At 57.3% G+C, this 25,795-nt stretch carries 26 protein-coding genes; 21 read left to right on the top strand and 5 right to left on the bottom strand.

The annotated features are described in order from the left end of the window. Positions 1-598 precede the first annotated feature (598 nt). The 11 genes from J5N58_RS20560 (at position 599) to repC (J5N58_RS20510) (ending at position 12,335) form a co-directional block, all read left to right on the top strand. Positions 599-2,527 (top strand): ParB/RepB/Spo0J family partition protein, encoded by a 1,929-nt coding sequence (locus tag J5N58_RS20560; protein ID WP_244712702.1) that lies wholly within the window; start codon positions 599-601, stop codon positions 2,525-2,527. A 68-nt stretch (positions 2,528-2,595) separates the two neighbouring features. Then, entirely contained in the window at positions 2,596-2,775 is a 180-nt protein-coding gene (locus J5N58_RS20555) for a hypothetical protein (RefSeq protein ID WP_244712700.1), read from the top strand. Between the two features lie 584 nt (positions 2,776-3,359). Further along, positions 3,360-4,640 carry a plasmid replication protein RepC gene (repC, locus tag J5N58_RS20550; protein WP_244712698.1) on the top strand — a complete coding sequence of 427 codons (1,281 nt, stop codon included), beginning with the start codon at positions 3,360-3,362 and terminating at the stop codon, positions 4,638-4,640. Positions 4,641-4,651: 11 nt separating this feature from the next. Then, positions 4,652-5,143 (top strand): thermonuclease family protein, encoded by a 492-nt coding sequence (locus J5N58_RS20545; protein ID WP_244712695.1) that lies wholly within the window; start codon positions 4,652-4,654, stop codon positions 5,141-5,143. Between the two features lie 395 nt (positions 5,144-5,538). Then, positions 5,539-5,871 carry a DUF736 family protein gene (locus tag J5N58_RS20540; protein WP_102022171.1) on the top strand — a complete coding sequence of 111 codons (333 nt, stop codon included), beginning with the start codon at positions 5,539-5,541 and terminating at the stop codon, positions 5,869-5,871. Positions 5,872-5,990: 119 nt separating this feature from the next. Beyond that, positions 5,991-6,197, top strand: a complete 207-nt coding sequence (locus tag J5N58_RS20535) for an antitoxin VbhA family protein (RefSeq protein ID WP_244712686.1) — start codon at positions 5,991-5,993, stop codon at positions 6,195-6,197. 65 nt (positions 6,198-6,262) lie between these two features. After that, on the top strand, positions 6,263-7,327 hold the full coding sequence (locus J5N58_RS20530; protein WP_244712684.1) for a Fic/DOC family protein: 1,065 nt from the start codon (positions 6,263-6,265) through the stop codon (positions 7,325-7,327). Between the two features lie 221 nt (positions 7,328-7,548). Beyond that, a complete protein-coding gene (locus J5N58_RS20525; RefSeq protein ID WP_230175104.1) occupies positions 7,549-8,418 on the top strand; it encodes an ArdC family protein in 870 nt (289 codons plus the stop codon). Positions 8,419-8,644: 226 nt separating this feature from the next. Further along, a complete protein-coding gene (repA, locus tag J5N58_RS20520) occupies positions 8,645-9,859 on the top strand; it encodes a plasmid partitioning protein RepA (protein WP_244712682.1) in 1,215 nt (404 codons plus the stop codon). Further along, entirely contained in the window at positions 9,856-10,869 is a 1,014-nt protein-coding gene (repB, locus tag J5N58_RS20515) for a plasmid partitioning protein RepB (RefSeq protein WP_115672734.1), read from the top strand. The genes repA and repB overlap by 4 nt, the downstream gene beginning before the upstream one ends. Positions 10,870-11,060: 191 nt before the next feature. Continuing rightward, entirely contained in the window at positions 11,061-12,335 is a 1,275-nt protein-coding gene (repC, locus tag J5N58_RS20510; protein ID WP_244712680.1) for a plasmid replication protein RepC, read from the top strand. 49 nt (positions 12,336-12,384) lie between these two features. Here repC (J5N58_RS20510) and J5N58_RS20505 read toward each other — a convergent pair whose 3' ends face one another. Together J5N58_RS20505 and J5N58_RS20500 are read right to left on the bottom strand one after the other, a co-directional pair. Next, on the bottom strand, positions 12,385-12,927 hold the full coding sequence (locus J5N58_RS20505) for a helix-turn-helix domain-containing protein (RefSeq protein WP_244712678.1): 543 nt from the start codon (positions 12,925-12,927) through the stop codon (positions 12,385-12,387). 254 nt (positions 12,928-13,181) lie between these two features. Further along, on the bottom strand, positions 13,182-13,649 hold the full coding sequence (locus J5N58_RS20500) for a hypothetical protein (protein ID WP_203021049.1): 468 nt from the start codon (positions 13,647-13,649) through the stop codon (positions 13,182-13,184). Between the two features lie 131 nt (positions 13,650-13,780). On the opposite strand from J5N58_RS20500, the gene tnpB (J5N58_RS26065) reads away from it, so the two are divergent. The 7 genes from tnpB (J5N58_RS26065) (at position 13,781) to J5N58_RS20465 (ending at position 19,900) form a co-directional block, all read left to right on the top strand. Continuing rightward, positions 13,781-14,074 (top strand): IS66 family insertion sequence element accessory protein TnpB, encoded by a 294-nt coding sequence (gene tnpB / locus J5N58_RS26065; protein ID WP_080600525.1) that lies wholly within the window; start codon positions 13,781-13,783, stop codon positions 14,072-14,074. A 208-nt stretch (positions 14,075-14,282) separates the two neighbouring features. Further along, positions 14,283-15,092 (top strand): phosphonate ABC transporter ATP-binding protein, encoded by an 810-nt coding sequence (gene phnC / locus J5N58_RS20490; protein WP_006473175.1) that lies wholly within the window; start codon positions 14,283-14,285, stop codon positions 15,090-15,092. Further along, positions 15,089-15,937, top strand: a complete 849-nt coding sequence (phnD, locus tag J5N58_RS20485) for a phosphate/phosphite/phosphonate ABC transporter substrate-binding protein (protein WP_046802286.1) — start codon at positions 15,089-15,091, stop codon at positions 15,935-15,937. The genes phnC and phnD overlap by 4 nt, the downstream gene beginning before the upstream one ends. A 70-nt stretch (positions 15,938-16,007) precedes the next feature. Beyond that, positions 16,008-16,814, top strand: a complete 807-nt coding sequence (gene phnE / locus J5N58_RS20480; RefSeq protein WP_006473411.1) for a phosphonate ABC transporter, permease protein PhnE — start codon at positions 16,008-16,010, stop codon at positions 16,812-16,814. A 13-nt stretch (positions 16,815-16,827) separates the two neighbouring features. Next, positions 16,828-17,826, top strand: coding sequence for a phosphonate dehydrogenase (locus J5N58_RS20475; RefSeq protein WP_003501101.1), 999 nt, complete (start codon positions 16,828-16,830; stop codon positions 17,824-17,826). 12 nt (positions 17,827-17,838) lie between these two features. Beyond that, positions 17,839-18,759, top strand: a complete 921-nt coding sequence (locus tag J5N58_RS20470; protein ID WP_003501100.1) for a LysR family transcriptional regulator — start codon at positions 17,839-17,841, stop codon at positions 18,757-18,759. A gap of 649 nt (positions 18,760-19,408) precedes the next feature. Then, a complete protein-coding gene (locus J5N58_RS20465) occupies positions 19,409-19,900 on the top strand; it encodes a hypothetical protein (protein WP_244712676.1) in 492 nt (163 codons plus the stop codon). A gap of 152 nt (positions 19,901-20,052) precedes the next feature. Here J5N58_RS20465 and tnpC read toward each other — a convergent pair whose 3' ends face one another. The 3 genes from tnpC to tnpA form a co-directional block, all read right to left on the bottom strand. Next, on the bottom strand, positions 20,053-21,639 hold the full coding sequence (gene tnpC, locus J5N58_RS20460) for an IS66 family transposase (RefSeq protein ID WP_244712673.1): 1,587 nt from the start codon (positions 21,637-21,639) through the stop codon (positions 20,053-20,055). A 69-nt stretch (positions 21,640-21,708) separates the two neighbouring features. Then, positions 21,709-22,062, bottom strand: a complete 354-nt coding sequence (gene tnpB, locus J5N58_RS20455) for an IS66 family insertion sequence element accessory protein TnpB (RefSeq protein ID WP_244712671.1) — start codon at positions 22,060-22,062, stop codon at positions 21,709-21,711. Next, complete coding sequence (gene tnpA / locus J5N58_RS20450; protein ID WP_244712669.1) at positions 22,059-22,448, bottom strand: IS66-like element accessory protein TnpA; 390 nt, start codon at positions 22,446-22,448, stop codon at positions 22,059-22,061. Before tnpA ends, tnpB (J5N58_RS20455) begins: the two co-directional genes overlap by 4 nt. Positions 22,449-22,559: 111 nt before the next feature. Here tnpA and J5N58_RS20445 point away from each other — a divergent pair, with 111 nt between their 5' ends. The 3 genes from J5N58_RS20445 to J5N58_RS20435 are packed head-to-tail and all read left to right on the top strand — an operon-like array spanning position 22,560 to position 25,784. After that, positions 22,560-23,162, top strand: a complete 603-nt coding sequence (locus tag J5N58_RS20445; protein WP_003501098.1) for a recombinase family protein — start codon at positions 22,560-22,562, stop codon at positions 23,160-23,162. Continuing rightward, positions 23,155-24,807, top strand: a complete 1,653-nt coding sequence (locus J5N58_RS20440) for an IS481 family transposase (RefSeq protein ID WP_003501095.1) — start codon at positions 23,155-23,157, stop codon at positions 24,805-24,807. The genes J5N58_RS20445 and J5N58_RS20440 overlap by 8 nt, the downstream gene beginning before the upstream one ends. After that, the gene (locus J5N58_RS20435; RefSeq protein WP_003501092.1) at positions 24,804-25,784 is read left to right on the top strand and encodes an ExeA family protein; all 981 of its coding nucleotides are present in this window, start codon (positions 24,804-24,806) and stop codon (positions 25,782-25,784) included. The genes J5N58_RS20440 and J5N58_RS20435 overlap by 4 nt, the downstream gene beginning before the upstream one ends. Positions 25,785-25,795 lie beyond the last annotated feature (11 nt).

Below are 25,795 nucleotides of genomic sequence, written 5' to 3'. Positions count from 1 at the left end.
ATCAAAAATTCACTAAGGCTCCATTGGGACAGCGGAGCCAAGGCTTAAAGTGTCATTTCGCCCTCAGCCTGAACCGACCCCTTGTCTGCTTCGGATTTCGGACTGGCGCCGATCGAGCCGAGCCGAGCGGCTAACCGCCGCTATCGAAACGTTGAATCAAGTTGAAATGGAGAGCTGCCCGAGGAGCGGAGCGCTCATCACTCGGAGCGTCGCGGGCAGAACCATCGTGTTATAACCTGGATCAGAAGACGGAGAACCGGCGTCGCCGGTTCGCATCCGCAAGGAGCGGCCGGGATCGGCCGCCCATCGATCCTATCCTGTACCGCTCTTACGATAGGTCGCCGATCGCGCCAATGGGCAAGCGCGCATGCGCTGTCGCTCGTCAGGAAAAACGGCTTTCGCCGTCAGGCCGGCAAACCTTCCTTTTTTCCTTCCTCCCGCCCCATGACCCGATCGGCGTCCTAACGGGAGCGGGCTCAAGCCCTCCCCCTTCGTTCCGCCGGATGTGGGGGCACATCCTTCGAGAACGAAGGCAGAGGCTTCGCCCACTAGCGGGGCTTGCTCCCAAGGGAAACGGGAAAAACTGGAGCAAGGAACCATGAGCGACATCATCGCGATAGCACTGAACAAGCTGGACGCAGACCCGAAGAACGTCCGCAAGACTTACACCAAGGAGAGCATCGAGAGCCTGTCGGCGTCGATCCTCGCCAATGGCGTCATTCAGAACCTTGTGGTGCGCAAGGCACCCAAGGGCCGATACCTTGTGACGGCTGGCGGTCGCCGCCTAGCTGCTCTCAATCTTCTGGCCGAACGGGGCGAGATCACGGCTGACTACGCTGTGAATGTCATTGTCCGAGAGGCGGGTGACGCAACGGAATTGAGCCTGACCGAGAACGTCATGCGGGAGGCCATGCACCCTGCCGACCAGTTCGAGGCATTCAAAGCGTTGTTCGATGAGGGCAAGTCCATCAAGGACATCGCCGCCCGTTTTGGGACAACCGAAATCATCGTCAACCGCCGCCTTGCGCTAGCGAAGGTTTCCCCTGTCCTGTTCGCGGCGTTCCGCGCCGAGGACATGACCTTTGAGCAGCTTGCCGCCTTCACCATCACCGACGATCAAGCTCGACAGGAAGAGGTTTGGAATGCCCTCCCCTCATGGGATCGTAGCGCCCATACGATCAAGCGCCGTCTCGCGGCAGATGAAGTCCCCGCAAGCGACAAACGGTTGGCGCTGATCGGAGGTCTAGAAGCCTATGAGGCGGCCGGCGGTCCTGTGCGCCGCGATCTGTTCGCCGAGCAGGTTGGCGGGTTTGCGTGCGATAGCGGCTTGCTGGAAAAGCTGGTTGCCGAGAAGTTGGAGGCCGAGGCAGAAACCGTGAAGGCCGAAGGCTGGAAATGGGTGGAGTGGTGCCCTCAGCAGCCGGATAACATCTACCAGATGGCCCGGGTTTACCCGCAGCGCATAGACCTCAACGACGATGAACAAGCCAAGCTGGAAGCTCTGACCGAGCGTTATGACGAGCTGGCTGCGCAGATCGATTCGGATCAGGAGGATGAGGCTGCCGAGGCGGCATTGTCCGCCGTTGAGCAGGAAATCGCCGTCCTGCAGAAGCGTGGAGAAGCCTATCAGAGCGAAGACCTCGCAATGGCAGGGGCAATTGTTACCATCGACCATTGGGGCAAGTTATCGGTGCTGAGAGGCCTTGTCCGCGACGAGGACAAGAAGAAGGCCGAAGCCACAGAAGGAAAGCAAGGCGGGGCAACCGAGGACGCTGACGGCGCTTCAAAATCTACGGCGCTTAATCATTCAGCGGCTTTGATCGAGGACCTGACCGCTCAGAAGACCGCGGCACTTCGCGTCGAACTGGCGAACAATCCCGACATCGCGCTTGTTGCAGTCGTCCATGCGATGTTGCTCAAAGTTCAGTATCGTACCGCATGGGGCATTCCCGGCCACCAGAGTGCGCTTGAAATCTCTGTCACTCATGAAGTACTGGACGGTTCGATGAAGCGTCCCGCCGAGAACAAGGCCCTCGAGGCGTGGGGAAGCCTTGAGGAAAACTATGGGCACCGGCTTCCCGGCGATCCTGCTGACCTTTGGGAATGGCTGATGGATCAATCGCAAAGCGAGTTGTTGCAGCTTCTGGCCTATGCCGCCGCCCATTCCGTCAATGCGGTCGAGAAGAAGTTCAGCAGTCGCAGCCAAGCGCTGGCACATGCCGACCAGATGGGCCGCGCATTGAACGTGGACATGCGTGAGTGGTTTGAGACTACGGTGGAAAGCTATTTCAGCCACGTCAACAGGCCGACCATTCAAGCCGTTGTTGCCGAGGTGCGCGGCGAGGATATCGCCGCTGGTGTCGGCAACATGAAGAAGGGCGAGGCTGCGGAGTATGCCGCCAAGTCCATCAAGGACAGCGGGTGGCTTCCGCCTCACGTTCGGATCGCGTCTGACCCCGACGCAGAGGGTGAGGCTGAAACCTCTGAGGAAAAGAACGAACACTCGTTGCCGATGGCAGCGGAATAATCCCGCCGCTGCTTGTCCCCGGTCACGTCCTCCAGCGTGACCGGCTCCCCTATTCCAGAGGATAAGCCATGCTCGATTCCGAACCTGGTCCGACCCTGGCCGCCGAAAGCTGCTGTCAGCTAATCAACGCCTACCTGAGCGACCCGGAGCATGTTGATTGGGATGATGTGCAAAAAGCACTCGATGCAGCGCTAAAGGCCTTCGATCTACCGCCGACCTATCTTAAGGATGCTGCTCAGCGCGGCTGAGCCTGCTTCAAGATCGCACTTTAGCGCCCGCCTTGGCACCGAGCCAATGCGGGCGCTTTCGCAGGTGCCTGGGAGGCAGAAACGTATCGGGGGACGGCAGATCAGGCCGCTTGTTGAGAGGAGGCCCTCGCCCCCTCCTCTCAAACTCTCCTCCCCACCCTGTTGAATTTCCCCAACAATAAAGGGGGCTAATTCATACTCTGGAAACGTTCCAGTTTTGGACGTGAAGAGAGGGAAGGCGCGGAAATTCGCGCGAAAGAATTGAAATGTAGGCGTTATTTCAGATGTCAGCTGAACCGGCAAAGCAACGCGGAAATGTGACAACTTGCATCAATTCGGTATCTCAGGTTACTAATCGCAATCGGGCGGAACCTAAACCGATTCCGACTCGCGCATTTTAACAGTTTTTTGGAGATCGCACCCGGCCCAGAAAAGAAAAACCGCTCCCGAAAGATCCGGAAGCGGTCTGCAGTTCGAAAATATAAGCAAGATCGTTCTCGCAGACCTCCCCTCCGATGTCAATAATCAAAACACCTTTTCGGTGAACGGCGGAGCTTTGTCTGGCCTCTGACAGGAGACGGACGATGGGGGAACCCACACAACACAAGCGGCCGACAGGTCGCAGAATGACGAAGGAGCGAGCCGACTTCCGGCGACTGGCGCAGTCAACCGAAGTCGGAACGGTGACGCGTGGTCAGCTTGCAGTACTTGCCAAGAACCTGATGACAGTCGGGATGATCACAACTGCAGAATACGCATTGCTGGAAGCCATCGTAACGACCGCCAAGGCTGACGCCTTCGATAAAGGAGGGCGCCCGATCGTCTACAAGTCGAACAGGCAGCTTGGCTATGACATCAACAAGTCACCGGGACGCATAAGCCGTATTCTCTCGCGTTTGTACGACCTCGGCCTCGTCACCATGCAGGACAGCGCGAATTTCAAGCGCTACCCGATCCGTGATGGCGAAGGAGATATTGCCGACGCTTGCGGCATTGATCTACGTGTCCTGATCGCTCGGCACCATGAACTTGATCAGCTGGTGCGCCAGAAGCGGGAAGAGATTCGAGTTCGCGACAACGCAGCGCGTCGCTTCCGAGACGCTCTACGTGCCGCGAGGTATGCTCTCGTGTCCTCAACCGAACGAGGCGAAGTCATTCTCGGGCGGATCGGCTCCCGTGTTGAGAAGATCGCGGCCTTCATCGGATCAGCCAGGCACGCACCGGCCCAAGTCCTCCGGAAGGCAACAATGCTTTTGGAGTGGCTTGCCGACCGACTGCGCAACGTGAATCGGACCCCGCGAACCTCCGACACAGATGCAAATATGACATGCACGGATGTCGAAAACGACATGCACATACAAATTACAACCCCGAAGCCTTTTGAAGCTCGTAATGATGAACGGCGTTCGGCTAACGCCGAACAAATTAGATCGTTAGGGGCTGGCTCCGCCAGCAAGAGGGCTTTTGAAGAAAGCCTGGGGAGCCGTTCGCGCCAAAGCAATAGGCAACTGCAAGTGCGGCCTTCACTTGTGGCACTAGAAGATGTGTGGCGGGCTATGCCAAGCCTTGCCGAATATGGCTACCAACCCCCGCGTAGTTGGGCGGACCTGGACCGGATCGCTCCTAAACTTTGCCGTATCGCCGGCGTGTCCGAGGATGCGCGCCAGCGGGCCGTGGACCGAATGGGCCAGCAGGCGGCTGCCGTTGCTATCGCTCTGACGTTTGAGAAATACACGCGGGCCGAGATCAGCTCGCCGGGCGGGTATTTGCGGGCTATGACCGACCGCGCCGCGAGCGGAGACCTTCATCTTAACCGCTCCGTCTTTGGGCTGGCAGCCCGCAACTCGATGGAGGCACACTCGTGATAGGAAATCGCTTGGTTGGAGCCGCGCTGGCCGCGCTTTTGTTCACCGCGTCTTCTGCAGCGGCCGACTATTCAGGCCGGGCGCGAGTGATCGACGGTGACACCTTCAGCATTCGCCAACAGAGGATCCGTATCGCGGCCATTGACGCCTGTGAGTGGGATCAGACTGGCTCCAAAAACGGTGTGATATGGAATTGCGGGATTGAGGCACGTCGCTTCCTCGCCCGCATGATCGATGGCAAGCATGTCCGCTGCGTTGAAGTCGATCGAGACCAGTACAAACGCCTTGTCGGCCAGTGCTTCATCGACAACTCGGATATTGGCCTTGAAATGGTGAAGGCGGGCCAAGCCAGCCTCTTGTTGCGGTATCTGCCAAGATCCCATCCGATCGACCTGGACCAGTATCGCCGCGCCGAGGCAAGAGCCCGGCAGCTAGGCCAAGGCTTGTGGGGCGCTCAGGTTGAATCACCCTCCTCCTATCGCCGCAGCCATTCCGGCAACTGAACGACTGGCGGCGCTGATATGGGCAACAGATGGCGAGATCTCATGTTTTGGTGGAACTCTTGGTTACCCCAGCCTCTTGTTTCAGGCTGCTGGTTCGGCTGCATTCAGCACAATCCCGCCCTTGACCTGTGCCGATGTCCCATTTTTCGAGGTGACTTATTGCTGCAAGCGCTCAGGCCCCACACCTCCAAAGTGGTTGCTCTTGATGCCCGTTCGCACGGCGACGCGGTTGGCGCAAAGCCGTTCGTCTCCAAATTTTCCCCGCCTTCAGCTTCCTCGCGAAACAAAATTTGTTCCCGTCCAGCCTCCTTCGCTGCGCTCCGGCCTACGGTGCGCACCGCTTTTCGCCGTGCCTTATGAACGATCATCGCAACCACCATAGAGGAGTGATTAACATGAGCATGACCAACTTCATCCAGTTCGACAAAGACGACATCGACAATGCCAAAGGAACCGGCCTCATCTCCACCATCGACCGGGACCTGGACATCAAGGTTACACCTTTCGACTCCACCAACGAAAAGGCTCCGACGCATCGCGTCTATGCCAAGTCACCTCGCGGCCACGACATCGAAGTTGGCGGCATCTGGAAGAAGACCAGCGGAGAAGGGAAGCCGTACTACACCCTCTCCATCAAGCGCCTCGGCTTCAACGCCAACTTGGGCCGCTACCCCGGCCAAGATGACGTGGCACTGCAGGCCATCATCGAATGGGAACCCCGCGATTGATCGCTCTGGGAGGCCCGATCTCCGATCGGGCTCCCACCATAAAAGAGCCGCTTACCCCGCATTCGCTGGATATTCGGCTCTTTTTGTGCTAAGTTGAACAGTAACTGGAGGCTCTGCCAATGAACGTTCATGCCCCTCGCCCCGATCGCTCTCCGGAAGCTGTTGCAGCACGGAAGAAGGCTTCAGATCAGGCACGCGCTGCGAATATGCGGCAGGGTTACACCGGTGACCCGGTCTTGGAAGAAGCGAAGGCCCGCTACGTCGCTGGGGACATCACTTCCGAGGAAATGCGCCAAGAGATGCTGGCCCGATACAAGCGGCCTTGATCATCATCTAGACATTTATAGCGGCCGCCTGTGAACTCAGGCGGCCTTTTTGCATGAGGTTTCGCTTGGCCCGCGATGATGAAGCCAAAGGCTCCTACACCTATCCCAACACGTCAGGGGATGAGGATTACAAGGATGTTCTGAAGAACAAGCTCAATATCAGGAGCTATTCAGAACTGCGCGAAGCCGAGTACGCGATTACGGACTCAAGGATTACGGAGCTGGCCGAGGGAAAAGGCCCTACCGGTAATCACGACGCAGCGCATCTGAAGGCTCTGCACGGCTACATCTTTCAAGATATCTATGAATGGGCAGGACACACGCGCAATGAAAGTCCTGTCGTCGATGGGCATCGGGTAGAGCCGGTAGGCGGGCTTTCGAAGGGCGATACGACTTTCCTCCCCGGCTCGCGCATCGAAATGGGTCTCAACGAGGCGCTGAGGCCTGCTAGAGACGTTCAGGGCTTGCGAGCCGCCACACCCGAGCAATTCGCCGAGAAGGCCGCTCACGTCCTATCTGAGTTGAACTATGTTCATGCCTTTCGCGAAGGCAATGGAAGGGCAAACGAAGCTCTGGTGGTCTCATTGGGCCGCACCTATGGGCATGATATCGATCTGACCGTCATCACCAAACCTCGCATGATCGAGGCATCCATTGAGACCACGAATGATCCGTCCAGTCCGGCGATGAAGCACCTCATCCAGGATGCAATGGATCCTAACCGCCGCGAGGCGATCCGCAGTGCCATGTCCGATCTTGAGCAGGCTGGCGAGAAACCGTTCGAGCATAATATCCGCACGGCCCGCCAGGGCGAAGTGATCGAAGGCCAGGTTCTCGGCCATGACAATCGAGTAGCGAGCCTCGTGACCGAAAAGGGGATTGTGGCCGTAGATCGTGCTGATCTCCCCGAGCAAATACCTGCTGACGACGAGGAAGTTAGGTTCACCGCAAGATCTGATTTCAAGACTCTGGGTCGGCCGGAACAGGTCCAAGATGCCCATTCGCAGCCAGGTCAGCAAAAGGCCCAAGAGCCTCAGTCGCAGCACATCAATGCGGAGCTTAAGGCTATCGAAGCGCAGCAGCTTGCCGATCGCCAGCGAAACCGCGACCAAGACGACCGAGAGCGCTGATCTGCGGCCCTGTCGCTGCAGTGAGGGCCCGTATCGTCGGCCGGGGTGCCTACGCTCAGCGCCCTCTCCTGTCCGTTGGATGGTTTGACGGACAAACTACGATAGCCCCTCACCCATTCAACCGCTTGCGCGGTCCTACACTCCGTTGCGGCCCTACGGGTGCATGGGCTCGTTTCGCTATCTTCGGATCTTTGCCGTCAACCAACGAACAGGAGACGGCAATGCAGAGCGTAAAGGACACCTACCAGCGGATCACCGACACCATCATCCAGCAGCTCGAGGCCGGCACCAAGCCTTGGATTCGGCCATGGCGCGGAAATGTTCGCAGGTCGGCTACGCCGCTGCGTGCCTCCGGCGAAGCCTATCGCGGTATCAACGTGGTCATGCTTTGGCTCTCCGGGCAACTCGCCGGCTACGACGAAAACACATGGATGACTTACCGGCAGGCTCAGGAGCTTGGCGCTCAGGTCCGCAAGGGCGAACAAGGAACCCTCGTCGTCAAGTACGGCACCTTCACGCCGAAGGATCAGGAGGCGGACGATCGCGCAGTCCCCTATCTCAAGGGCTACGCTGTCTTCAACGTCGAGCAGATCGATAACCTGCCTGACCGCTTCAAGAGCCCGGCCGATGATGTGCCAATGGATGCCGTTCCAGTCCTCGAAAACGTCGAATCCTTCATAGATCGCACTGGCGCGAAGATCACCTACGGCGGCAAGCAGGCTTGTTATCGCCCTGGTCTCGATGACATTCTGATTCCGGATCGGGGGCGGTTCCTCAGCGAGATTCACCTTTACAGCACTGTTCTTCATGAAATTTCTCATTGGAGTGGTGCAAAGGCACGTTTGGGCCGTGACCTAAGTGGGCGGTTCGGCAGTGAGGCCTACGCCATGGAGGAGCTTGTTGCCGAGATCTCAGCCGCGTTCGTCTGCGCCGATCTTGGTATCGAGCATGATCCGCGAGACAACACCGCGACTTACGTTGAAAACTGGCTCAAGGTGCTCAAGCAGGATTCACGTGCAGTAATCACTGCCGCCGCAAAGGCTCAGGCAGTCGCTGACTATCTGCGACAGTTCAGCTCTTCTACAGGGTAGGGCCCCTGGCATAACTGTCGGGCCTCATGCGCATCGACCCAAAACTTTACAATTGTAAAGTCGGGCATCCTTGATGCGTATCGACCAAAAACTTTACAACTGTAAAGTCGGGCACCTCGATGCGTTAACTTCTTGTTAACGAAAAACGCCTTGAAGAATCGGAGTCAGTCTGGCATCTCTGACGGAAATGATCTCGTAAAGTGGTCAGAACCGTCAAGAGGATTGAATGTTGCAGCCAACTTCTCAGAGCGTCAGAGACACTGCGTCGAAGATCGGGGTCTACACCTCGAAACTCTCTGCGGAGCTGAACGATATGCGTGAGGCTGTCTATCCACCCTCTGCGCAGAAAACATTTGGCCGGACATTCTCAACCCTGGACCTGGTGCGGTTACTCAAGATTCCGGAAAGTACTCTTCGCCAGTTGACGCTGGAAGGGAAGGGGCCTTTGCCCGAGCGTGCAGAAAACAATAGGCGAACCTACACGATAGAACAGGTCAAGGAACTGAGGGCATTCTTGGCCGAACTTCGTCCGGACGAAGCTGGCGAACTGCTCCCGCATCGTCGCAAAGGAGAAAAGCTTCAGGTAATTGCTACGGCCAATTTTAAAGGTGGTAGTTCCAAGACAACCACTTCTATCCATCTCGCACATTTTCTAGGGCTTCAGGGTTATCGGGTCCTGTGTCTGGATCTTGATCCGCAAGCATCGATGACTGCGCTATTTGGTATTCAGCCCGAGTTCGATCTCGGCGAGAACCAGACAGCCTATGCAGCCATTCGATATGACAATGAGAGGCGGCCGCTCGCTGAAGTGATCCGGCCAACCTATTTCCCGGGTGTCGATCTAGTTCCTGGAAATCTGGAGCTAATGGATTTTGAGTTTGATACCCCATCCTATCTGACCTCGAAAACCAGAGATGACTTGGGTTTGTTTTTCGAGCGGTTAAGCAGCGCCCTGGCCCGTGTCGATGATCGATACGATATCGTGATCATCGACACCCCACCGTCCCTTGGATACTCGACGCTCGCCGCTCTTTACGCAGCCACGTCCTTAATCATTACCGTTCATCCGGCGATGCTCGACGTTGCATCGTGCAATCAGTTCCTGATCATGATCTCCGATCTATCGGAAGTTCTGGGGCAGTTTGGAGCTAAATTTGAGCATGACTTTTTCCGTTTCCTGCTCACTCGCGTGAACCCGAATGACGGGCCCCAGAAGTACATGTCTGGAGTCATGCGCCGGTTGTTTGGTGATGATGTACTCGTTGCGGAGGCGCTCGAATCGACGGCAATCGCCGGTGCAGCGGTAGCGAAGAAGACCCTATACGAGCTTGAGTCGGGCGAGGTCGGTCGTGAAGCGTTGAAGCGTGCAATTGAGAGCGCTGATCGAGTTAACTCCGAAATCCTCGACCTCGTTCACAAAGTTTGGGGGCGTAGCACATGAAGAAAAGCATCCTTCAGCGAATGGCGGCCGCCGAAAACCGGACAGAATCTACTGTGGTGTCGGACGCGTCTGACAAGCACTCGCTGGCGCGGCGGCACTCTTCACCTGTCATTTCCAATGTGGGTCGAGCACTGACACAGCTCACCGAAGATAGTGTCATTTCACTCGATCCTGACCGTATCGACCGCTCCCCCTATAGAGATCGCTTTGGCAACGACGAAGATGCGGCCAAAGAGCTCGAGGCGCTTAAGGTTTCTATCGCAAGCGAAGGCCAAAAAATTCCGGTTCTCGTTCGGCCGCATCCGACGAAACCGGATCATTATCAGCTTGCCTACGGGTACCGTCGATGGGCGGCGATCAAGGCCATAATGACAGAAGCGGATCGACCGGAGACCATAAAGATTCGAGCGTATGTTCGAGAGCTTTCCGATCGGCAATTGATTGAAGAGCAATCGCTTGAGAATGGTGTTCGGGAAAACCTGACCTGGATCGAGCAGGCAATGTGGGCAGTACAGCTCAAAAGTGCTGGCCTTTCCCATCGCGCCATGTGCCCAATCTTGGGAACTTCAGAAGCGGCAATATCGCATCTGTTTCGAGTGACGGAGGCGGTTCCCGAAGACATCATTCTTGCGATCGGTAGAGCAAAAGGAGTTGGTCGACCGAAATGGACCGCATTTGCCGAGTTGCTGAAAGATCCGAGCAGCGCAGCACGTGTTCGCAAGATAATCAACACGGTCGAGTTTCGAGGCGCTGACAGCTCCAGCCGTATTGCCCAAGCGATACGAGCTGCAAGTGCTGCAGCCGACAAAGTGACTGCGGAACCAACTGAAGAGATTGTTGACTTCGCCGTGGGTGACCGAGTTTTTGGCCGCATGAAGAGTAATTCAGCTGGAACTACGGTCTCAATCCCGAAGCAGGAACGCGCTTTCGCGCGCTGGCTGGCGGACCGAATGCCTGATCTTCTAAACGAATACAACAATCATTCCGATCCAACTCACCAAGAGGTGTGATCGAGACACTCGTTAATTGGTCAAGAGGAGAGACCGCGACAAAAGAAAAAGGCCCCCAAAACGTTTCCGTCATGGAAGCCTCTCTCAATTCCTAGCAAGATCGAGAATCGCATTTCCATGAATCCCAGTCAAGAGTCTTTGGCATCGTTTTGGTGAGCGGATTTCTTTTGCCTGAAGAAAGGTGAAGGAATATGCAGACGGGAAATGTGACGACGCCCTTTGGGCGGCGGCCGGCTGTGCTTGCTCTTGTAAAGAGGCAGCTCCAGACGTCCGAGACGAAACTAAACCGCCCGGTCGAAAAATGGAAAGTGTTTCGCGACGCCTGTGAGGCCCGTGAACGCCTTGGGCTCCAGGACAGGGCGCTGACTGTGCTGGACGCATTGCTGACGTTCTATCCAGAGAGCGAGCTCAACTGCGATAGTGGATTGGTGGTCTTTCCATCCAATGCCCAGCTGTCTGTCAGAGCGCACGGCATTACCGGAACGACCTTGCGGCGGCATTTGGCTGCGTTGGTCGAAGCCGGGCTCATCCAGCGCAAGGATAGTCCGAACGGCAAGCGCTACGCTCACCGTGACAAGGGTGGCGATATCGAGCAGGCCTTTGGATTCGATCTTTCTCCACTTTTGGCTCGCGCTGCGGAACTTGCAGCACTGGCACAAGAAGTCGCTGCTGAGCGCCTGCGGTTCAGACGAACTAAAGAGTCGCTGACTATCTGCCGGCGTGATGTACGCAAGCTAATTTCCGCCGCGATGGAGGAGGGGGCTNGCAAGCTAATTTCCGCCGCGATGGAGGAGGGGGCTGACGGCGACTGGGAAGCCATCGAAGACATGTATGTCGGCATTATCAGCCGACTTCCCCGCAATCCTGACCGTCGCCAGGTGGAGGCAATCCTCGACGAGATGCAGCTTTTGCGCACCGAAATCCTCAACCTTCTGGAAAATCAGTTAGATTCTCAAAATATGGACGGCAATGCTGTTCAAAATGGCTGCCACATACAGAATTCAAAACCCGAATCCATCTATGAACTTGAACCTAGCTCTGGAAAAGAGCAGGGCGGAGCCGTCGAGCTGGAAGTAGCACCCAAAGCGGTTGCTCAGCCGTTGGCAAAGCCGGAACAGATGAAGGCGTTCCCGCTGTCGATGGTCCTGAAAGCCTGCCCGCAGATTTCGGACTACGGGCCCGGCGGCACGATCTCCCATTGGCGCGAGCTGATGGGCGCCGCGGTGGTGGTACGATCAATGCTTGGTGTTAGCCCGTCGGCTTACCAGGAGGCTTGCGAGGTGATGGGGCCGGAGAACGCGGCGGTTGCCATGGCTGCAATCTTGGAGAGGGCAGGGCATATCAATTCGGCAGGTGGATATCTCCGCGATCTCACGCGCCGGGCGAGGGGAGGGGAGTTCGGACTGGGACCGATGCTGATGTCGCTGATGCGTGCAAATGCGAACAGCGATCGGAAAACGGGGTGAGGGACGACGCGTTCCTAAATGGCCATCACTTGACGGCCCTTTCCGTTCTTCAATCGTCTGTCGGGGTATCGACCTTGGATGATTTTCGACCTGGTGGCCGGCCAGGGGGACGGCCTTTCCTGCTGACTCTCGCCGCTTTTCTAGTCAGTCGTTGGCGTTCGGCCTCAGCTTGTGCTTCGGCCTCCGCTTCCGCTTTTTGCCGAGCTTCAAGAACATCCTTAGGCGTCAGTTGGCCAACTATACCGATCAAACTGCGTATGGTGTCATGCGGGAGGTCATGAATGAGTCTGAAGAGTTCAACACGATCATCTGCCTCTTCAGGATTTTTACCGTAGAGATGAGGTGCAGCGGCATGAATCATCTGCATCGGCAGGAACCCAAGGAGCTCGGAAAGGTGAATCATTCGAGAGACGGTCAGTCGCGAAATGTTCAGTTCGTAGCGGCTGTAGACCACTCGAGCGAGACCAGCCAGGGTCGCGAAATCACTCTGGGTCAGACCAGTTTTCGCGCGTTCGTCGAGTAGGAATGCGGAAAGTTTTGCGTCGATCTCGCCGAAGCTGACTATGCCGCCGAATCCCTCCTTGCGGTACAAGGGTCTCTGGAAATCTGGATCTGTAGTCTCAACCAGTTCCCTTGATTTGATATAGTCGGATAGATTCCGCACAGTCGGTATTCCCTCAGTCCCCAAATCCGCCTGTGGCAGATATCACGCACCATAACGTGCCATTAAGGCACTGTCATCCTGCGCGCCAGTTACAAAGCCCTAACAAAAGTGGGGGGAATGAATGCCAGGATGCTGATCTCCTCGATATCAAATCCGCAACTCAGGGCGCGTTGTCCGTCACCTCAATATCCAGTGGGAGCATTCCTGTTCACGGCTTTCGCAGCGATCAGGCTCCAGCTGTGGGCGCTGGATTGAAAAACGCCTTCGACCGTTCTTTCTTCGGAGATCCAGCTCAGCTTCACGCGCATTTCGCATGCCAATAAAAGCTGGTCGATGCTGATGCACCTTGTGATCAAAATCTCAGACTTCGGCCCAAATGTCTCAAAGTCCCACATCGCAAACCGGAACAGCTCCCGTTTCGCGTGTTCGTTGGTTGGCCAATCAGCTTGTTTGACCGGCTCGGCTGGAGAAGAACCAATAAGAGGCATAGTCCTCTTTATGGACTGAATGTCGATCCCTGCCTTCTCCGCTGCTTCAGGGTTGATCAAGAAGCCAAGGGTGGTGCCCACGGCCACCCCGGCCAGAAATCGAAGGTCGAGGATCAATAACTGTAGCGGCTTGCCAACATAAGCGCCTCTGCTCGCAAACATCGGCATTTTCTGCTCGAATTATCTGACAATGGAGCGGGCGTCGTGCTCACGCTCTTTGCCAATGTGCTCGCAAACATCCGGGTCTGCTTGCAAACATCCCCCACGTGCTCAGATTAATTGCCAGCGACGGCATGGTCAAACCGGGACGCCTGCCTGTCGTAGTTGCTCGGTCAGCTGACGGGAATATTCGGGATCAAGGGTGCCCGCCAGGAAGGCGCGGATATACGGACATGCGCTGTGGCTTTCCCTCCTTGGCGCTTCGGGTGCAGGAGGTTCTGCAGCATGATCCGTTGTCAGGGCATCTCTTCGTCTTCAGGGGCCGCAGATCGGATATTTTGAAGATCATCTGGCATGATGGTCTGGGCGCCTGCCTTTTTACCCGGCGGCTGGAGAAGGGCCGGTTTATCTGGCCGAATATGGGATAGCATCCGTCAAGGTGGTGTAGAATTGGGACCGGGCCGTCATGATCAGGCGGCTCTGGGTGAAATTTCTCCATCGCAGCTACGCGAGGAGGTAGAGCTGAGTTTAAGTGCTGTCATTGAAGTTTCACGAGCCTGATAAACGGACGTCATATGTCGCCCATAGTGATGCAAATATTCAATCGATGCACCACTAACGATCAGGATTATTGTGATGCTGGCTCTGAACGGAGTTGCCGTGACCTATGCCAACGGCACCCAAGCTTTGAAGACAACGACATTGACGTTCAACCAGGGTCAGTTCGTCGTGCTCCTCGGTAGATCCGGCGCAGGCAAATCTACCCTCATCCGGACACTCAACGGCTTGGTTGCGCCGACGTCTGGTTCGATCACTTCTAACGATATTGGTGCTCTGGATGCGGAAACTAAGCTTCGCATTCACCGAAGGCGAACTGGGATGATATTCCAGCAGCACCAACTCATAGGGCGCTTGAGCGCGCTCGACAACGTCATGACGGGCCGCCTGGGCTACCACTCTGGCTGGCGTACGTTGTTCCCTATGCCGCGTTCGGATCGAAGGCTGGGGTTGGAATGCCTTGAACGCGTAGGCCTTCTTGATAAGGCTCTCGTCAGGGCGGATCAACTATCCGGCGGTCAGCAGCAACGGGTGGGCATTGCGCGCGCGCTGGTCCAGAAGCCCCAACTGGTCCTTGCAGATGAGCCCGTTGCAAGTCTGGACCCTGAAACGGCTGTCGAGGTCCTGTCGCAGCTTCGCGAAATATGCACAGCCGACGGCATCACTGCTGTGATCAGCCTTCATCAGATCGATCTAGCTCGCCGGTTCGGCGACCGGGTCATTGCTATGCGCGACGGGGAAGTGGTTGCGGACGCCGCTGTCGACGAACTGACCGATCAAATGTGTGCGTCGATCTACCGCAGCGCCCCAAGAAATCCGACCACAACACAAGATTTGTCCAACTACGAGTATGATCAACCTTTAGCTGCCATGGAGGCCGCATTATGAAGAAGCTTCTGTCCCTCGCATTCCTCGCCGTTCTTGGCTGGAGTTCGTTGGCGCATGCTGGCTCAAATCCAGAGACATTGCGCGTCGCGTTGCTACCGGACGAGAACGCCGCCACTGTCATCAAAAACAATCGTCCTCTCGAGGAGTATCTTGAGAAGACACTCGGTCGGGAGATTGAACTGATCGTAACGACCGACTACTCGTCAATGATCGAAGCGATGCGTTTCGGCCGGCTTGAGTTGGCTTATTTCGGGCCGCTCTCTTACACGCTCGCGAAAACCAAGGCTGATATCGAGCCTTTCGCAGCAGTTATGAAGGATGGCGAAACTACCTATCGCGCTGTAGTTGTCGCCAATGCAGAGGCTGGCATCGAAAGCCTTGAAGATGCAAAAGGGAAAAAGGTCGCGTTTGGGGACGTGGCTTCCACCTCAAGCCACCTTATCCCGAAATCTATGCTGCTTAAGGCCGGAGTTGAGGCTGGAAAAGACTATAGCGAGAACTTCGTAGGGTCGCATGATGCCGTGGCTATTGCAGTGCAGAATGGCAATGCTCAGATTGGCGGACTTTCGTTGCCCATCTACAATTCAATGGTCGCTCGTGGCACCATTGATCCTAAGAAAGTTATCGCCCTCGCCGAGTCCGATCCGTTCCCGCAGTACCCCTGGACCATGCGGTCGGATCTTGACACTTCGTTGAAAGAGGCGATCACCAAAGCCTTCATCGACCTTAAAGACGAAAAGGTATTGGCATCCTTCAAAGCCGATGGGTTCGCTCCGATCGATGACAAAGCCTACGACGTCGTCCGTGAGCTCGGTAAAGTGCTGAACTTGGACCTGAGTCAGTAAGGCGCGTTCGAGACAGTTTCTCACCTTTCGACGCAGGCGCTGGCCTGCGTCCTTTCTTCCAGGATATGTGATGACACAGCCGTCGGCCGACTACGACTCTATCCTTCAACATCAAAACAAAGCTTGGACCAGAGCTGGCGTGATCGCGTTGGCAATTGCGTGTGTGATCATTGTTAGCAGTTATCACTCCGGTCTTCTTGATCTGGAGCGTCTGGGATCTGGGTTTCCTGCGCTCTGGCAGCTCGGTACGGAAATGTTTCCCCCGGATTTCAACCGAGGCTTGGAGTGGATCAGCCCTCTCATCGACACTCTGGCGATGAGTATAGCTGGGACTGCGATCGCGGTACTGATATCACTTCCAGTTGGCTTTTTCGCCTCAGGGAAAACAGCACCCAACGCTGTCATCTATATGATCTCGCGTGGATTGTTGAATGGTCTACGGTCGATCCCGGAGCTGATTATGGGCATCGTCTTCGTGGCGGCAGTGGGATTTGGAGCGCTCCCAGGCGTGCTGGCTCTTGGTCTTCACTCGGTTGGCATGGTGGGCAAGTTCTTTGCGGAGGCGATCGAGCATTGCGATAATGCGCCTATAGAAGCCGCACGCGCAGCTGGTGCGTCGCCGTTCCAGATCGTGACGCGGGCGATCTTGCCACAAGTTCTACCGCAATTGGCCGATGTGACCATCTATCGGTGGGAGTACAACTTCCGCGCCTCGACAATCCTGGGCACTGTGGGAGCTGGTGGTATCGGTTTCGAGTTGATGACATCCCTCCGGATCATGAATTATCAGGAGGTTCTTGCGATCATGCTCGTTGTCCTTCTGATGGTCACCATCGTTGACCAGGTCGGCGCTCTCCTCCGCCGCCAGCTGCAATAGAAGGATAAATTAAATGCTCCCAAAGGTAGTAATCACCCATCGCGTCCACGAGGAGATTATCTCAAAGCTATCTCCCCACGCTCGTTTAGTTTGCAACGATACTGATGATACATGGCCCCGCGAGAAACTGCTCGCAGAATTGAGCGACGCCAAGGCGATGATGGCGTTCATGCCGGACATGATCGACGCGTCTGTACTCGCGCACGCTCCCGATCTTCAACTTGTGGCATGTGCGCTGAAAGGCTTCGATAACTTCGACATCGAAGCCTGCACGCAGCGTGGAGTCCACGTCACGATAGTGTCCGATCTTCTCACTGACCCGACAGCCGAACTTACAATCGGTCTGATGATTGCTCTTGGGCGGCACATTCTGCCAGGCGACAAGAGCGTCAGGAGGGATTACAAAGGTTGGCGCCCTCGGTTTTACGGCCTTGGGCTGCAGGGCACAGCAATCGGCATTTTAGGGATGGGAGCGATCGGAAAAGCTATAGCACAGCGCCTAAGTACCTTCGGCGCCATTGTGTCGTACTGGGATCGTCAATCCCTGGACAAAGCCGATGAGATCAGACTGAACGTAAAGCCTCTTGAATTTGACCAGTTGATCTCGTCGTCTACCTTTCTTGTGTGTGCACTCCCGCTTTCGGCCGAAACGAAGCATCTCCTCGGCGCTGAACAACTCGCCAAAATGCCCAAAGGAGCACTTCTTATTAATCCTGCACGCGGAAGCGTGGTTGATGAAGAGGCTGTTGTCGCTGCATTGCAGGCGGGGCGCTTGGGAGGCTACGCCGCTGATGTTTATGAGATGGAGGACTGGGCCAGACCCGACCGGCCTGACAAGGTCCACGGGGGTCTCCTCAATCGCGAACATGATTCGATCTTGACACCCCACATAGGCTCAGCAGTGGCGAAGTCGCGTTTGGCTATCGAGCACGAGGCTGCTGACAACATTATAGATTTTGTCCAAGGCCGAAGACCTCGTGCGGCAATTAACGAGGTTCAACTAATTCCTTGATTAGAGAAAGTAATGTTTAGCCTTTCGCATGTCGCAGCATTCATAGAGGTAATCGAAACTGGCAGCTTTCACGAGGCGTCGCGACGGCTTCAGATATCCCAACCGACTGTCTCACATAATGTGAAACGATTGGAGGATATACTAGGGGTGCGGCTGGTCGAGAGGAGGAAGGACAAGTGTGTGCCGACTCGGCAAGGGCTCGTATTCTTGCCATTCGCACGCAGCCTTTTGACCGTCACGAAGAGATCTCTGGACCGCCTGCACAGCGGCCGGATTACGTTGGGTGCCAGTACTAACATCGGTACCTATATTTTGCCAGTCCACTTGAAGCGTTTACAGGATGCTCAAGGCCGGCCACCTGAGGTGGCCGTTGCCTCAAATCCTGAAATCATCGAAAAGCTCTTGAGGAAGGAGATTGATCTAGCCTTTACCGAATGGTGGGACGATCGAAAAGGATATCAAGCCCGCCTTTGGCGGAAGGAAAAGCTGGTAATAATCGTATCCCCACAGCATAATTGGAGGACGCGAAAAACAATTGAAGCGGCAGAGTTATTTCAAGAGTCCCTCATTGGCGGAGAACGTGGAACCGGTACCGGATCCGTGCTCCGCGAGGCCTTCGGCCAAGCGGCAGAGCAATTCCCAATCTCATTCAATGTCGGGAGCACTGAGGCTGTGAAGCATGCAGTTCGAGCTGGTCTCGGCATTTCGATCGTGATGAGGAGCACTGTCCTCGATGAGCTCGCGTCGGGTAGGCTTTATGAGGTTTCTGTTGAGAATGTGGTTCTCGAAAAGTCTGTGTGGGCTGTACATCCCGTACATATGGAGGATGGTTCACCGGAAGCAATCGCGCTTAAGGTTATACTCGATGCGAGCGCCCCTCTGGGTGACCTAGAGCACGTCCACATTACTCGGGGTCATATCCGCAAGATTTGAAGTAGTTGGCGCATTCCTGCGGCTCGAACATGGTAACGGCCTGGCCGACCGCATCCTTTGGTATCGCCGCCTCAATTCCCGGAGTATCCCATACAAGGGGGACAAGATCGGGGACCGCCCGATTTTCGATGCGTAAGGTTCCCTGCTCCATGTCGCGAATATTCGGCCGTCAGACACATAGTTGGTTTCCATGGATCGTTTGTCATAAACGAGGGTTTTTGAGCATGCCATAGCGCATGCCGTCACGCCCCTTGAATGGCGCGATGGAATCTTCTCAAAACTGTTATAGAAACGGTTGTCGCAAAATGCTATGTGTCCAACGTAAGCGGTGTTTTCCTCGCACATTGACCAATCTTGATTGGGCTTTCCGAAAAATGCCGCTACGACATTGATGGCGAGAATGCGCCAAAACCGGACGTAGGCGCACGCGTTGATGAAGGGCTTGTATCGACCCCATTGTGGTCATTAGGGGCCAAACCTGACTGTCCCGAAAAGCGGACGTCCCGAAAATCTAGAGTTGCTAAGGTTAGTCCCGCGCGGTAAACAGAAGCTCTTGTCGGTCTCTGCGTGAGGCCGACGGAATTTTTCCCAAGCAGCACTGGCCGTACCATCGTTGGGATGGGACGCGCGCTGCGCGGGAGTTCCCAAGATGAACGTCATTTCTTTGCGCTCCGATTGCGAGCGCTGCGCAGCACTGTGCTGCGTCGGTTTGGCCTTTGACCGTTCCGATCTGTTCGCGATCGACAAAGAAGCGGGGTCGCCCTGCCCGAATCTGAACGCGTGCGGTCGATGCAGGATACACTCCAACCTAGCGGACGTGGGCTTCCGAGGCTGCGTGCAATACGATTGTTTGGGTGCCGGGCAGCGCGTTGTTCAGGATTTCTTTGGTGGAAAGTCCTGGCTCGAAAATGCTGATCTTCTTGCGCCGATGATGGAAGCATTTTGGGTCACCCGGATCGCGCATGAACACCTAGAACTCCTTGAGGTGGCGACATCCTTTCCACTTTCGCGGCACCAAGAAGATCGGCGACGGATGCTTTTCTTTTGCATGATCGATGCGGGGCTGTCGGTGACTCGGGTCAGACAGGTTGCCCATGAAGTCATGGGTTGGCTGAAGGAACTGAGTGGGGACAAGGAGTGAGTTGCGCATTCCTCGTCCCGCTCCAGTTCTGACATTGGCGGACCGGCAGCTTTCCCGGCGTGGTCGCCCGAAACCTGCCCGTCCCGTTCCCACCCCATCTCAGACATGTGTAGCTCGGTTCTGGAATGACCGGTTTGGGCCAACAGCAGACCTCAGCCGTTTGTTCGTTCCAAATAATTCCACGGCAAAAGCTCATCAATGCAACTCTGCCTGTGACCGTTGACGATGGCGGTGAGCGTTACGGTCAAATAGGCCAGAGGATCGACGGCATTGAGCTTGCAGGTCTCAATCAGCGAAGCGATGATCGCCCAGTTCTCTGCCCCAGCGTCGTGACCTGCGAAGAGCGCGTTCTTCCGATTGAGCGCTATCGGCCGGATGGTCCGCTCGACGGTGTTGTTGTCGATCTCGACGCGTCCGTCGATCAGGAATAGCTGCAGGCCATCCCAGTATTTGGCATTGTAGGCCAGTGCCTCGCCGAGCGGCGACTTCGTTGCCACGCGGGCGCGGTGATGGACGAGCCAGCTATGCAGGTTTGCGACGAGTGGCGCTGATCGCTCTTGCCGTCCAGCGAGACGAGCCTCGGGATCAAGGCCGCGCAGTTCGGCTTCAATACGATACAGCTCGCCGATCCGCTTGACGCCATCCTCGGCAATCGGTGCTGACCCGTTGCGGGTGATCTCCACCAGCTTGCGCCTGGTATGCGCCCAGCAATAGGCGAGCTGAATGTCTGGACCAACACGCTCGGGTGCGATCAGCCTGTTGTATCCGGCATAGCCATCCACCTGCAGGATGCCTGAGAAACCCTGCAATATCCGTTCGGCGTGAATGCCACCGCGACCAGGCGCGTAGGAAAAGGCGACCCCTGGCGGAGCACCGCCGCCCCATGGGCGATCATCACGCGCCAGTGCCCAGAAGTATCCGGTCTTGGTTTTGCGGGAGCCGGGATCGAGAACCGGAGCGCGGGTCTCGTCCATGAACAGCTTGGTCGAGCGCTTCAGATCGGCGATCAGCGCATCGAAGACGGGCCGCAGTTCGTAGGCTGCCCGACCTACCCAATCGGCCAGCGTTGATCGGTCGAGATCGATGCCCTGGCGGCTCATGATCTGTGCCTGCCGATAGAGCGGAAGGTGATCGGCATACTTGGAGACCAGAACATGCGCGACGGTCGCTTCCGTCGGCAGCCCTGCCTGGATCAGCCGTGCTGGAGCCGGAGCTTGAACGACACCGTCAGTGCAGGCGCGGCAAGCATATTTGGGGCGACGAGTGACGATGACGCGGAACCGCGCCGGGACCATGTCCAGCCGTTCGGAGACATCCTCGCCAATGCAATGGAGGCAACCGCCGCAGGCGCAGATGAGGCTTTCCGGCTCAATGACCTCTTCGACACGGGGAAGATGCTTTGGAAGGGAACCGCGATTGGTAGCGCGTGGCTTGGCAATCCGGTTTCCAGCAGAAACGTCCGCCTCATCCTCGGCATGGATGACAGCCATGGCCGTCTCCAGGTCTTCCAGCGCCAGGTCGAATTGGTCAGGATCGGTCTTCTCGGACTTGCGTCCGAAGGCTGCCTGCTTGAATGCGGCCACGAGCTTCTCAAGCCGTTCGATCCGCTCATTCTTGCGGACGATATGTTCGTCCTTGCTGGCTATCGCGACATCCTTGGCCGCCTCGCGTGCCTGCCCCGCGATCAGCATCGCCTTCAGGGCGGCAATATCATCGGGAAGGTCGGCGGCATCAAGCATGGCTGGAAACTACCAAATCTGGAGCCGATTTGCCCTCGAAATCTGCCGTGCTGAGTCATCGTGCCGCAGCTATTCGATGGCCTCTGGAGTTCTCGTCTGGACAGCATGAACCCGCCGCCAATCAAGGCCTGCGAACAAAGCTTCGAACTGAGCGTGGGTCAGTGACATCAATCCATCCTTGATGCCAGGCCAAGTGAATGTGTGCTCTTCAAGCCGTTTGTAGGCCATGACGATTCCGGAGCCATCCCAGTAGATCAGCTTCAAGCGGTCCGCCTTGCGAGACCGGAACACGAAGACCGTTCCGGTGAACGGGTCCTTGTGCAGCTCGTTCTTCACCAAAGCCGCCAAACCGTCATGACCCTTGCGGAAGTCGACAGGTTTGGTCGCCACCATGATCCGCACCCGGTTCGACGGAAAGATCATGTCGTCGCCGCCAGGGCGCGGGCGATGGCAGCGATCCGTGACGCTGACGCGCCTTCCTCAAGAAAGATTGTAACTGGACCCACGACGATCTCGACGCGGGAAGCGACCTTGGCGGGCTGCGGCTCCGGCGATGGAGCATCAACAACGATGGCCGCAAACTCGACCGCGTCGTCCGGCTCTGGCAGCACCAGCTTGCCCTGCCGCGCTAACGTCCGCCACGATGACAGGTGGTTGGCCTTCAGCCCGTAGCGTTCAGCCACTTCATTCACCGTTACGCCTGGTCTCAAACTCTCCGAAACGATCCGTGCCTTGACCTCGTCAGGCCATTGGCGATGCGCCTCGCGCCTGCTCCGTCGCGTTGTGAAAACCTCCACCGTAGACTCCATGGAGAAACTCCTTGTCGCTCATCCATGGAATGTCGATCACAGATCAGGCAGCGGCTGCCAATGTGGGGGCAGAACACCGGTTACTGTCCAACGACTTTCAAGAACATTTGGATGGCTATGCGGGTCGGGTACGCCAGGGTCAGCACGATCGATCAAAATCCGGAGCTTCAGCTTGAGGCGCTGAGACGCGCCGGTTGCGAGAAGGTGTTTACCGAGCGCGGGTCAGGCGCTCGCGATGACCGCCCGGAATTGGGCCGAATTCTCTCCGACGTGCTTCGCACTGGTGACACGCTCGTTGTCTGGAAACTCGATCGGTTGGCGCGATCGCTAAAGAAGCTCATCGCGACGGCGGAAGAGTTGGAGCGCGCGAAGATCGGGCTCGTGTCCTTGACCGAGAGCATTGATACGACGACGCCGGGCGGCATGCTGACCTTCCATGTCTTCGGTGCGATCGCCCAGTTCGAACGTGCTCTGATCCGCGAACGCACGACGGCTGGACTGGTCGAGGCGCGGCAACGTGGCCGCAAGGGTGGCCGCCCGCCCGCGATGCGCCCGGGCGATATTGCCGCGGCGCGCGCCCTGATGAAGGAAGGCAGCATACCGGTACGCAATATTGCGCAGCGCATGGGGGTTTCTGTTGCAACCCTCTATCGTCATATCGGCAAGAAGGGTGGCTCTCCCAAAACAGTGGAATCCGAGGACGTCCATGGCTGAGCGGAGAAAGCGGCCGCCCGGAGAGGCTCTTGTCGATCTTCGACGCCGATTGTCGCTGCTTTCTCCCCGTGATCCAGGCCGTACCGAGATTGTTGCTCGTGCCGCCGATGCCTACGGCATCTCGATCTGGACCCTGTATCGGGCGCTGCGGGAGTTGAACCGCCCGAAATCCGTACGGCGCGCCGATCACGGAACCTCCCGGATCGCCCCGCAGCCGGAGATGGAAACCTATGCCGAAATCATCGCGGCCCTGAAGATCAGAACGGCGAACCGGAAGGGGCGGCATATCTCCACGGCGCGCGCCATCAAGCTGCTTGAGGAAGACGGCGTGGTGACGCCCGATGGCCTGGTCCGTGCACCGCCCGGCATCTTGAAACGCGCAACGGTCGATCGGCTGCTGCGTGTTTCCGGCCTGGATTATGCGCGCGTCACCCGCCCGGTGGCTGCCGTCCGATTCCAGGCGCGGCGTTCCAACGAACTCTGGCACTTCGACATGAGCCCGTCCGACCTGAAGCAGGTGGAAGCGCCGCTTTGGGTCGAGGAAGGGCGCGGCCGGCCGACGCTGATGCTGTTCTCCGTGGTCGATGATCGCTCCGGCGCGAGCTATCAGGAATACCGCTCCGTCTACGGCGAGGACGCGGAGTCCGCCTTGCGCTTTCTCTACAATGCCTTCGCCGCCAAGCCTGAACCGGAACTGCCGCTTCAGGGGATTCCAACGACCATCCATATGGATAACGGGCCGGTGAGCCGCTCGCGCGTTTTCCAGTCCGTCATGGGTAGCCTTGGTGTCCGGGTTCTCACGCATATGCCCCCGTCGGACAGCGAGCGGCGCACGCCGGCGCGAGCGAAAGGCAAGGTCGAGCGGCCGTTTCGCACGATCAAGGAAGTGCACGAGACCCTCTATCATTTCCACAAGCCGAAGGACGAAGAGGAAGCCAACCTTTGGCTCAGGCGCGCCTTGGTCACCTACAATAACGGCGACCATCGCACAGAGTCTCATGCACGCATCGAGGATTGGCTGCGGCATCTTCCTCCTGACGGGGTGCGGGCGATGTGCTCCTGGGAGCGGTTCTGCGCCTTTGCGCGCGAACCGGAACGACGGACGGTTGCTGGAGACGCGACCGTATCGGTCGAAGGCGCATCCTATGAGGTCGAGCCCGAACTTGCCGGCGAAACGGTGACCTTGCTCTGGGGCCTGTTCGATCAGGAACTGTTCGTCGAGCATGAGGGCAAGCGCTTCGGTCCATTCCAACCTTCGCGCGGGGCGGTTCCCCTCTTTCGCTATCGCAAATACCAGAAGAGCAAGCTCGAAGAGCGGCTCGACAAGGTGGTGCGCCTGGCAGACCAACTTGGGCTCCCCCGCGCCGCGGTCACCGGCGGGGATCGTCCATTGCCTTCGCTGCCCCCGACCACGGCTGGGCTGAGTGTACGGCGGACACCGTTTCCGGAACCCGCAATAGAGACCGCTTATCCAAATGGCCTCGCAGCCCGTGGGGCCATCGCCGACCAGCTCGGCCGGCCGATCGGCGCGATGAATGCCGGTGACCGCGCCTTCATCAATGAACTGCTTGGAGAAACACTCGACAAAAAGATGATCGCGGCCCGTATCCGCGAACGCTTCCAGGCGCGAAGAAAGGAAGAATGATGCTCGCTGACGTTCAATCCAGTTACGGCCTCGACCGGCCTTTCCAAGGGGCCGGCAACTTTGAGACCGAGCATCAGCGCACGATCATCCGCGAGGTGTGTGCGGCCGTCCAGACCGGTCGGCTTGTCGTGGTCTCCGGCCTGGTCGGTTCGGGGAAAACCCACCTTTTGCGCCGCATCGAGGCCGAACTCACCAAAGCCGGCAAGGTCGCACTCGCCAAATCGCTGGCGGTCGACAAGCGGCGCACTTCGCTGCCATCGCTCATTGAAGCCCTGTTCTACGACTTGTCTCCCGGCGATCGTGCGCAGGTCAAGATCCCCAAGCAGGCCGAGCGCCGGGAGCGCGACCTGCGCGACATCATGAAAAAAGGCAAACGGCCGATCGTCCTCGTGGTCGACGAGGCCCATGACCTGCACCACAAGACCTTAACCGGCCTGAAGCGACTGATGGAGGTGGTCGCCGACGCCGGCGTGCTCCTTTCCGTACTTCTTGTCGGGCATCCCCGGTTGCGCAATGATCTGCGCCGGCCGCAAATGGAGGAGATTGGCTACCGCACGACCATTTTTGACTACGAGGGGATCGGCTCCGCGCGCCGCGACTATGTTGCCTGGCTGCTTGGCGCCTGTGCGGCCGAAGGCGTAAAGGTTGGCGAACTCCTCGAGGAAGAAGCCATCGACCTCATCGCCGAACGTTTGCGCACGCCGCTTCAGATCGAGATGCATCTCACCCTCGCATTCGAGCAGGGCTTTCGCCTCGGCGCCAAGCCGGTTACCGCCGAAATCGTCGAGCAGGTCCTGTCCCGCGCCATCGACGATCTCGAACCGACGTTGACCCGAAATGGTTACGATGCGACGGCTCTGGTCACGCACCTCAATGCTCGGCCGTCGGATATCCGCGCCTTCCTGGCGGGCACCCTTGATCCCGAATATTCCCGTCAGCTGACCGAGCAACTACGACAGGCAGGCGTCCCGGTTTGACCATGCCGTCG

Origin of the sequence: Paenirhizobium cremeum (genome assembly GCF_022884085.1) — a bacterium.
Lineage (GTDB): Bacteria > Pseudomonadota > Alphaproteobacteria > Rhizobiales > Rhizobiaceae > Allorhizobium > Allorhizobium cremeum.
The sequence above is the reverse complement of the archived record's forward strand: the minus strand, read 5'-3'. Positions and strand labels throughout refer to the sequence as shown.

Coding starts and splice junctions, on each gene's coding strand:
- J5N58_RS20560 (WP_244712702.1), top strand. CDS start 599: ATGAGCGACATCATCGCGATAGCACTGAACAAGCTGGACGCAGACCCG.
- J5N58_RS20555 (WP_244712700.1), top strand. CDS start 2,596: ATGCTCGATTCCGAACCTGGTCCGACCCTGGCCGCCGAAAGCTGCTGT.
- repC (WP_244712698.1), top strand. CDS start 3,360: ATGGGGGAACCCACACAACACAAGCGGCCGACAGGTCGCAGAATGACG.
- J5N58_RS20540 (WP_102022171.1), top strand. CDS start 5,539: ATGAGCATGACCAACTTCATCCAGTTCGACAAAGACGACATCGACAAT.
- J5N58_RS20535 (WP_244712686.1), top strand. CDS start 5,991: ATGAACGTTCATGCCCCTCGCCCCGATCGCTCTCCGGAAGCTGTTGCA.
- J5N58_RS20525 (WP_230175104.1), top strand. CDS start 7,549: ATGCAGAGCGTAAAGGACACCTACCAGCGGATCACCGACACCATCATC.
- repA (WP_244712682.1), top strand. CDS start 8,645: ATGTTGCAGCCAACTTCTCAGAGCGTCAGAGACACTGCGTCGAAGATC.
- repB (WP_115672734.1), top strand. CDS start 9,856: ATGAAGAAAAGCATCCTTCAGCGAATGGCGGCCGCCGAAAACCGGACA.
- J5N58_RS20500 (WP_203021049.1), bottom strand. CDS start 13,649: ATGTTTGCGAGCAGAGGCGCTTATGTTGGCAAGCCGCTACAGTTATTG.
- tnpB (WP_080600525.1), top strand. CDS start 13,781: ATGGTCAAACCGGGACGCCTGCCTGTCGTAGTTGCTCGGTCAGCTGAC.
- phnC (WP_006473175.1), top strand. CDS start 14,283: ATGCTGGCTCTGAACGGAGTTGCCGTGACCTATGCCAACGGCACCCAA.
- phnD (WP_046802286.1), top strand. CDS start 15,089: ATGAAGAAGCTTCTGTCCCTCGCATTCCTCGCCGTTCTTGGCTGGAGT.
- phnE (WP_006473411.1), top strand. CDS start 16,008: ATGACACAGCCGTCGGCCGACTACGACTCTATCCTTCAACATCAAAAC.
- J5N58_RS20475 (WP_003501101.1), top strand. CDS start 16,828: ATGCTCCCAAAGGTAGTAATCACCCATCGCGTCCACGAGGAGATTATC.
- J5N58_RS20470 (WP_003501100.1), top strand. CDS start 17,839: ATGTTTAGCCTTTCGCATGTCGCAGCATTCATAGAGGTAATCGAAACT.
- J5N58_RS20465 (WP_244712676.1), top strand. CDS start 19,409: ATGAACGTCATTTCTTTGCGCTCCGATTGCGAGCGCTGCGCAGCACTG.
- tnpC (WP_244712673.1), bottom strand. CDS start 21,639: ATGCTTGATGCCGCCGACCTTCCCGATGATATTGCCGCCCTGAAGGCG.
- tnpB (WP_244712671.1), bottom strand. CDS start 22,062: ATGATCTTTCCGTCGAACCGGGTGCGGATCATGGTGGCGACCAAACCT.
- tnpA (WP_244712669.1), bottom strand. CDS start 22,448: ATGGAGTCTACGGTGGAGGTTTTCACAACGCGACGGAGCAGGCGCGAG.
- J5N58_RS20445 (WP_003501098.1), top strand. CDS start 22,560: ATGGCTATGCGGGTCGGGTACGCCAGGGTCAGCACGATCGATCAAAAT.
- J5N58_RS20440 (WP_003501095.1), top strand. CDS start 23,155: ATGGCTGAGCGGAGAAAGCGGCCGCCCGGAGAGGCTCTTGTCGATCTT.
- J5N58_RS20435 (WP_003501092.1), top strand. CDS start 24,804: ATGATGCTCGCTGACGTTCAATCCAGTTACGGCCTCGACCGGCCTTTC.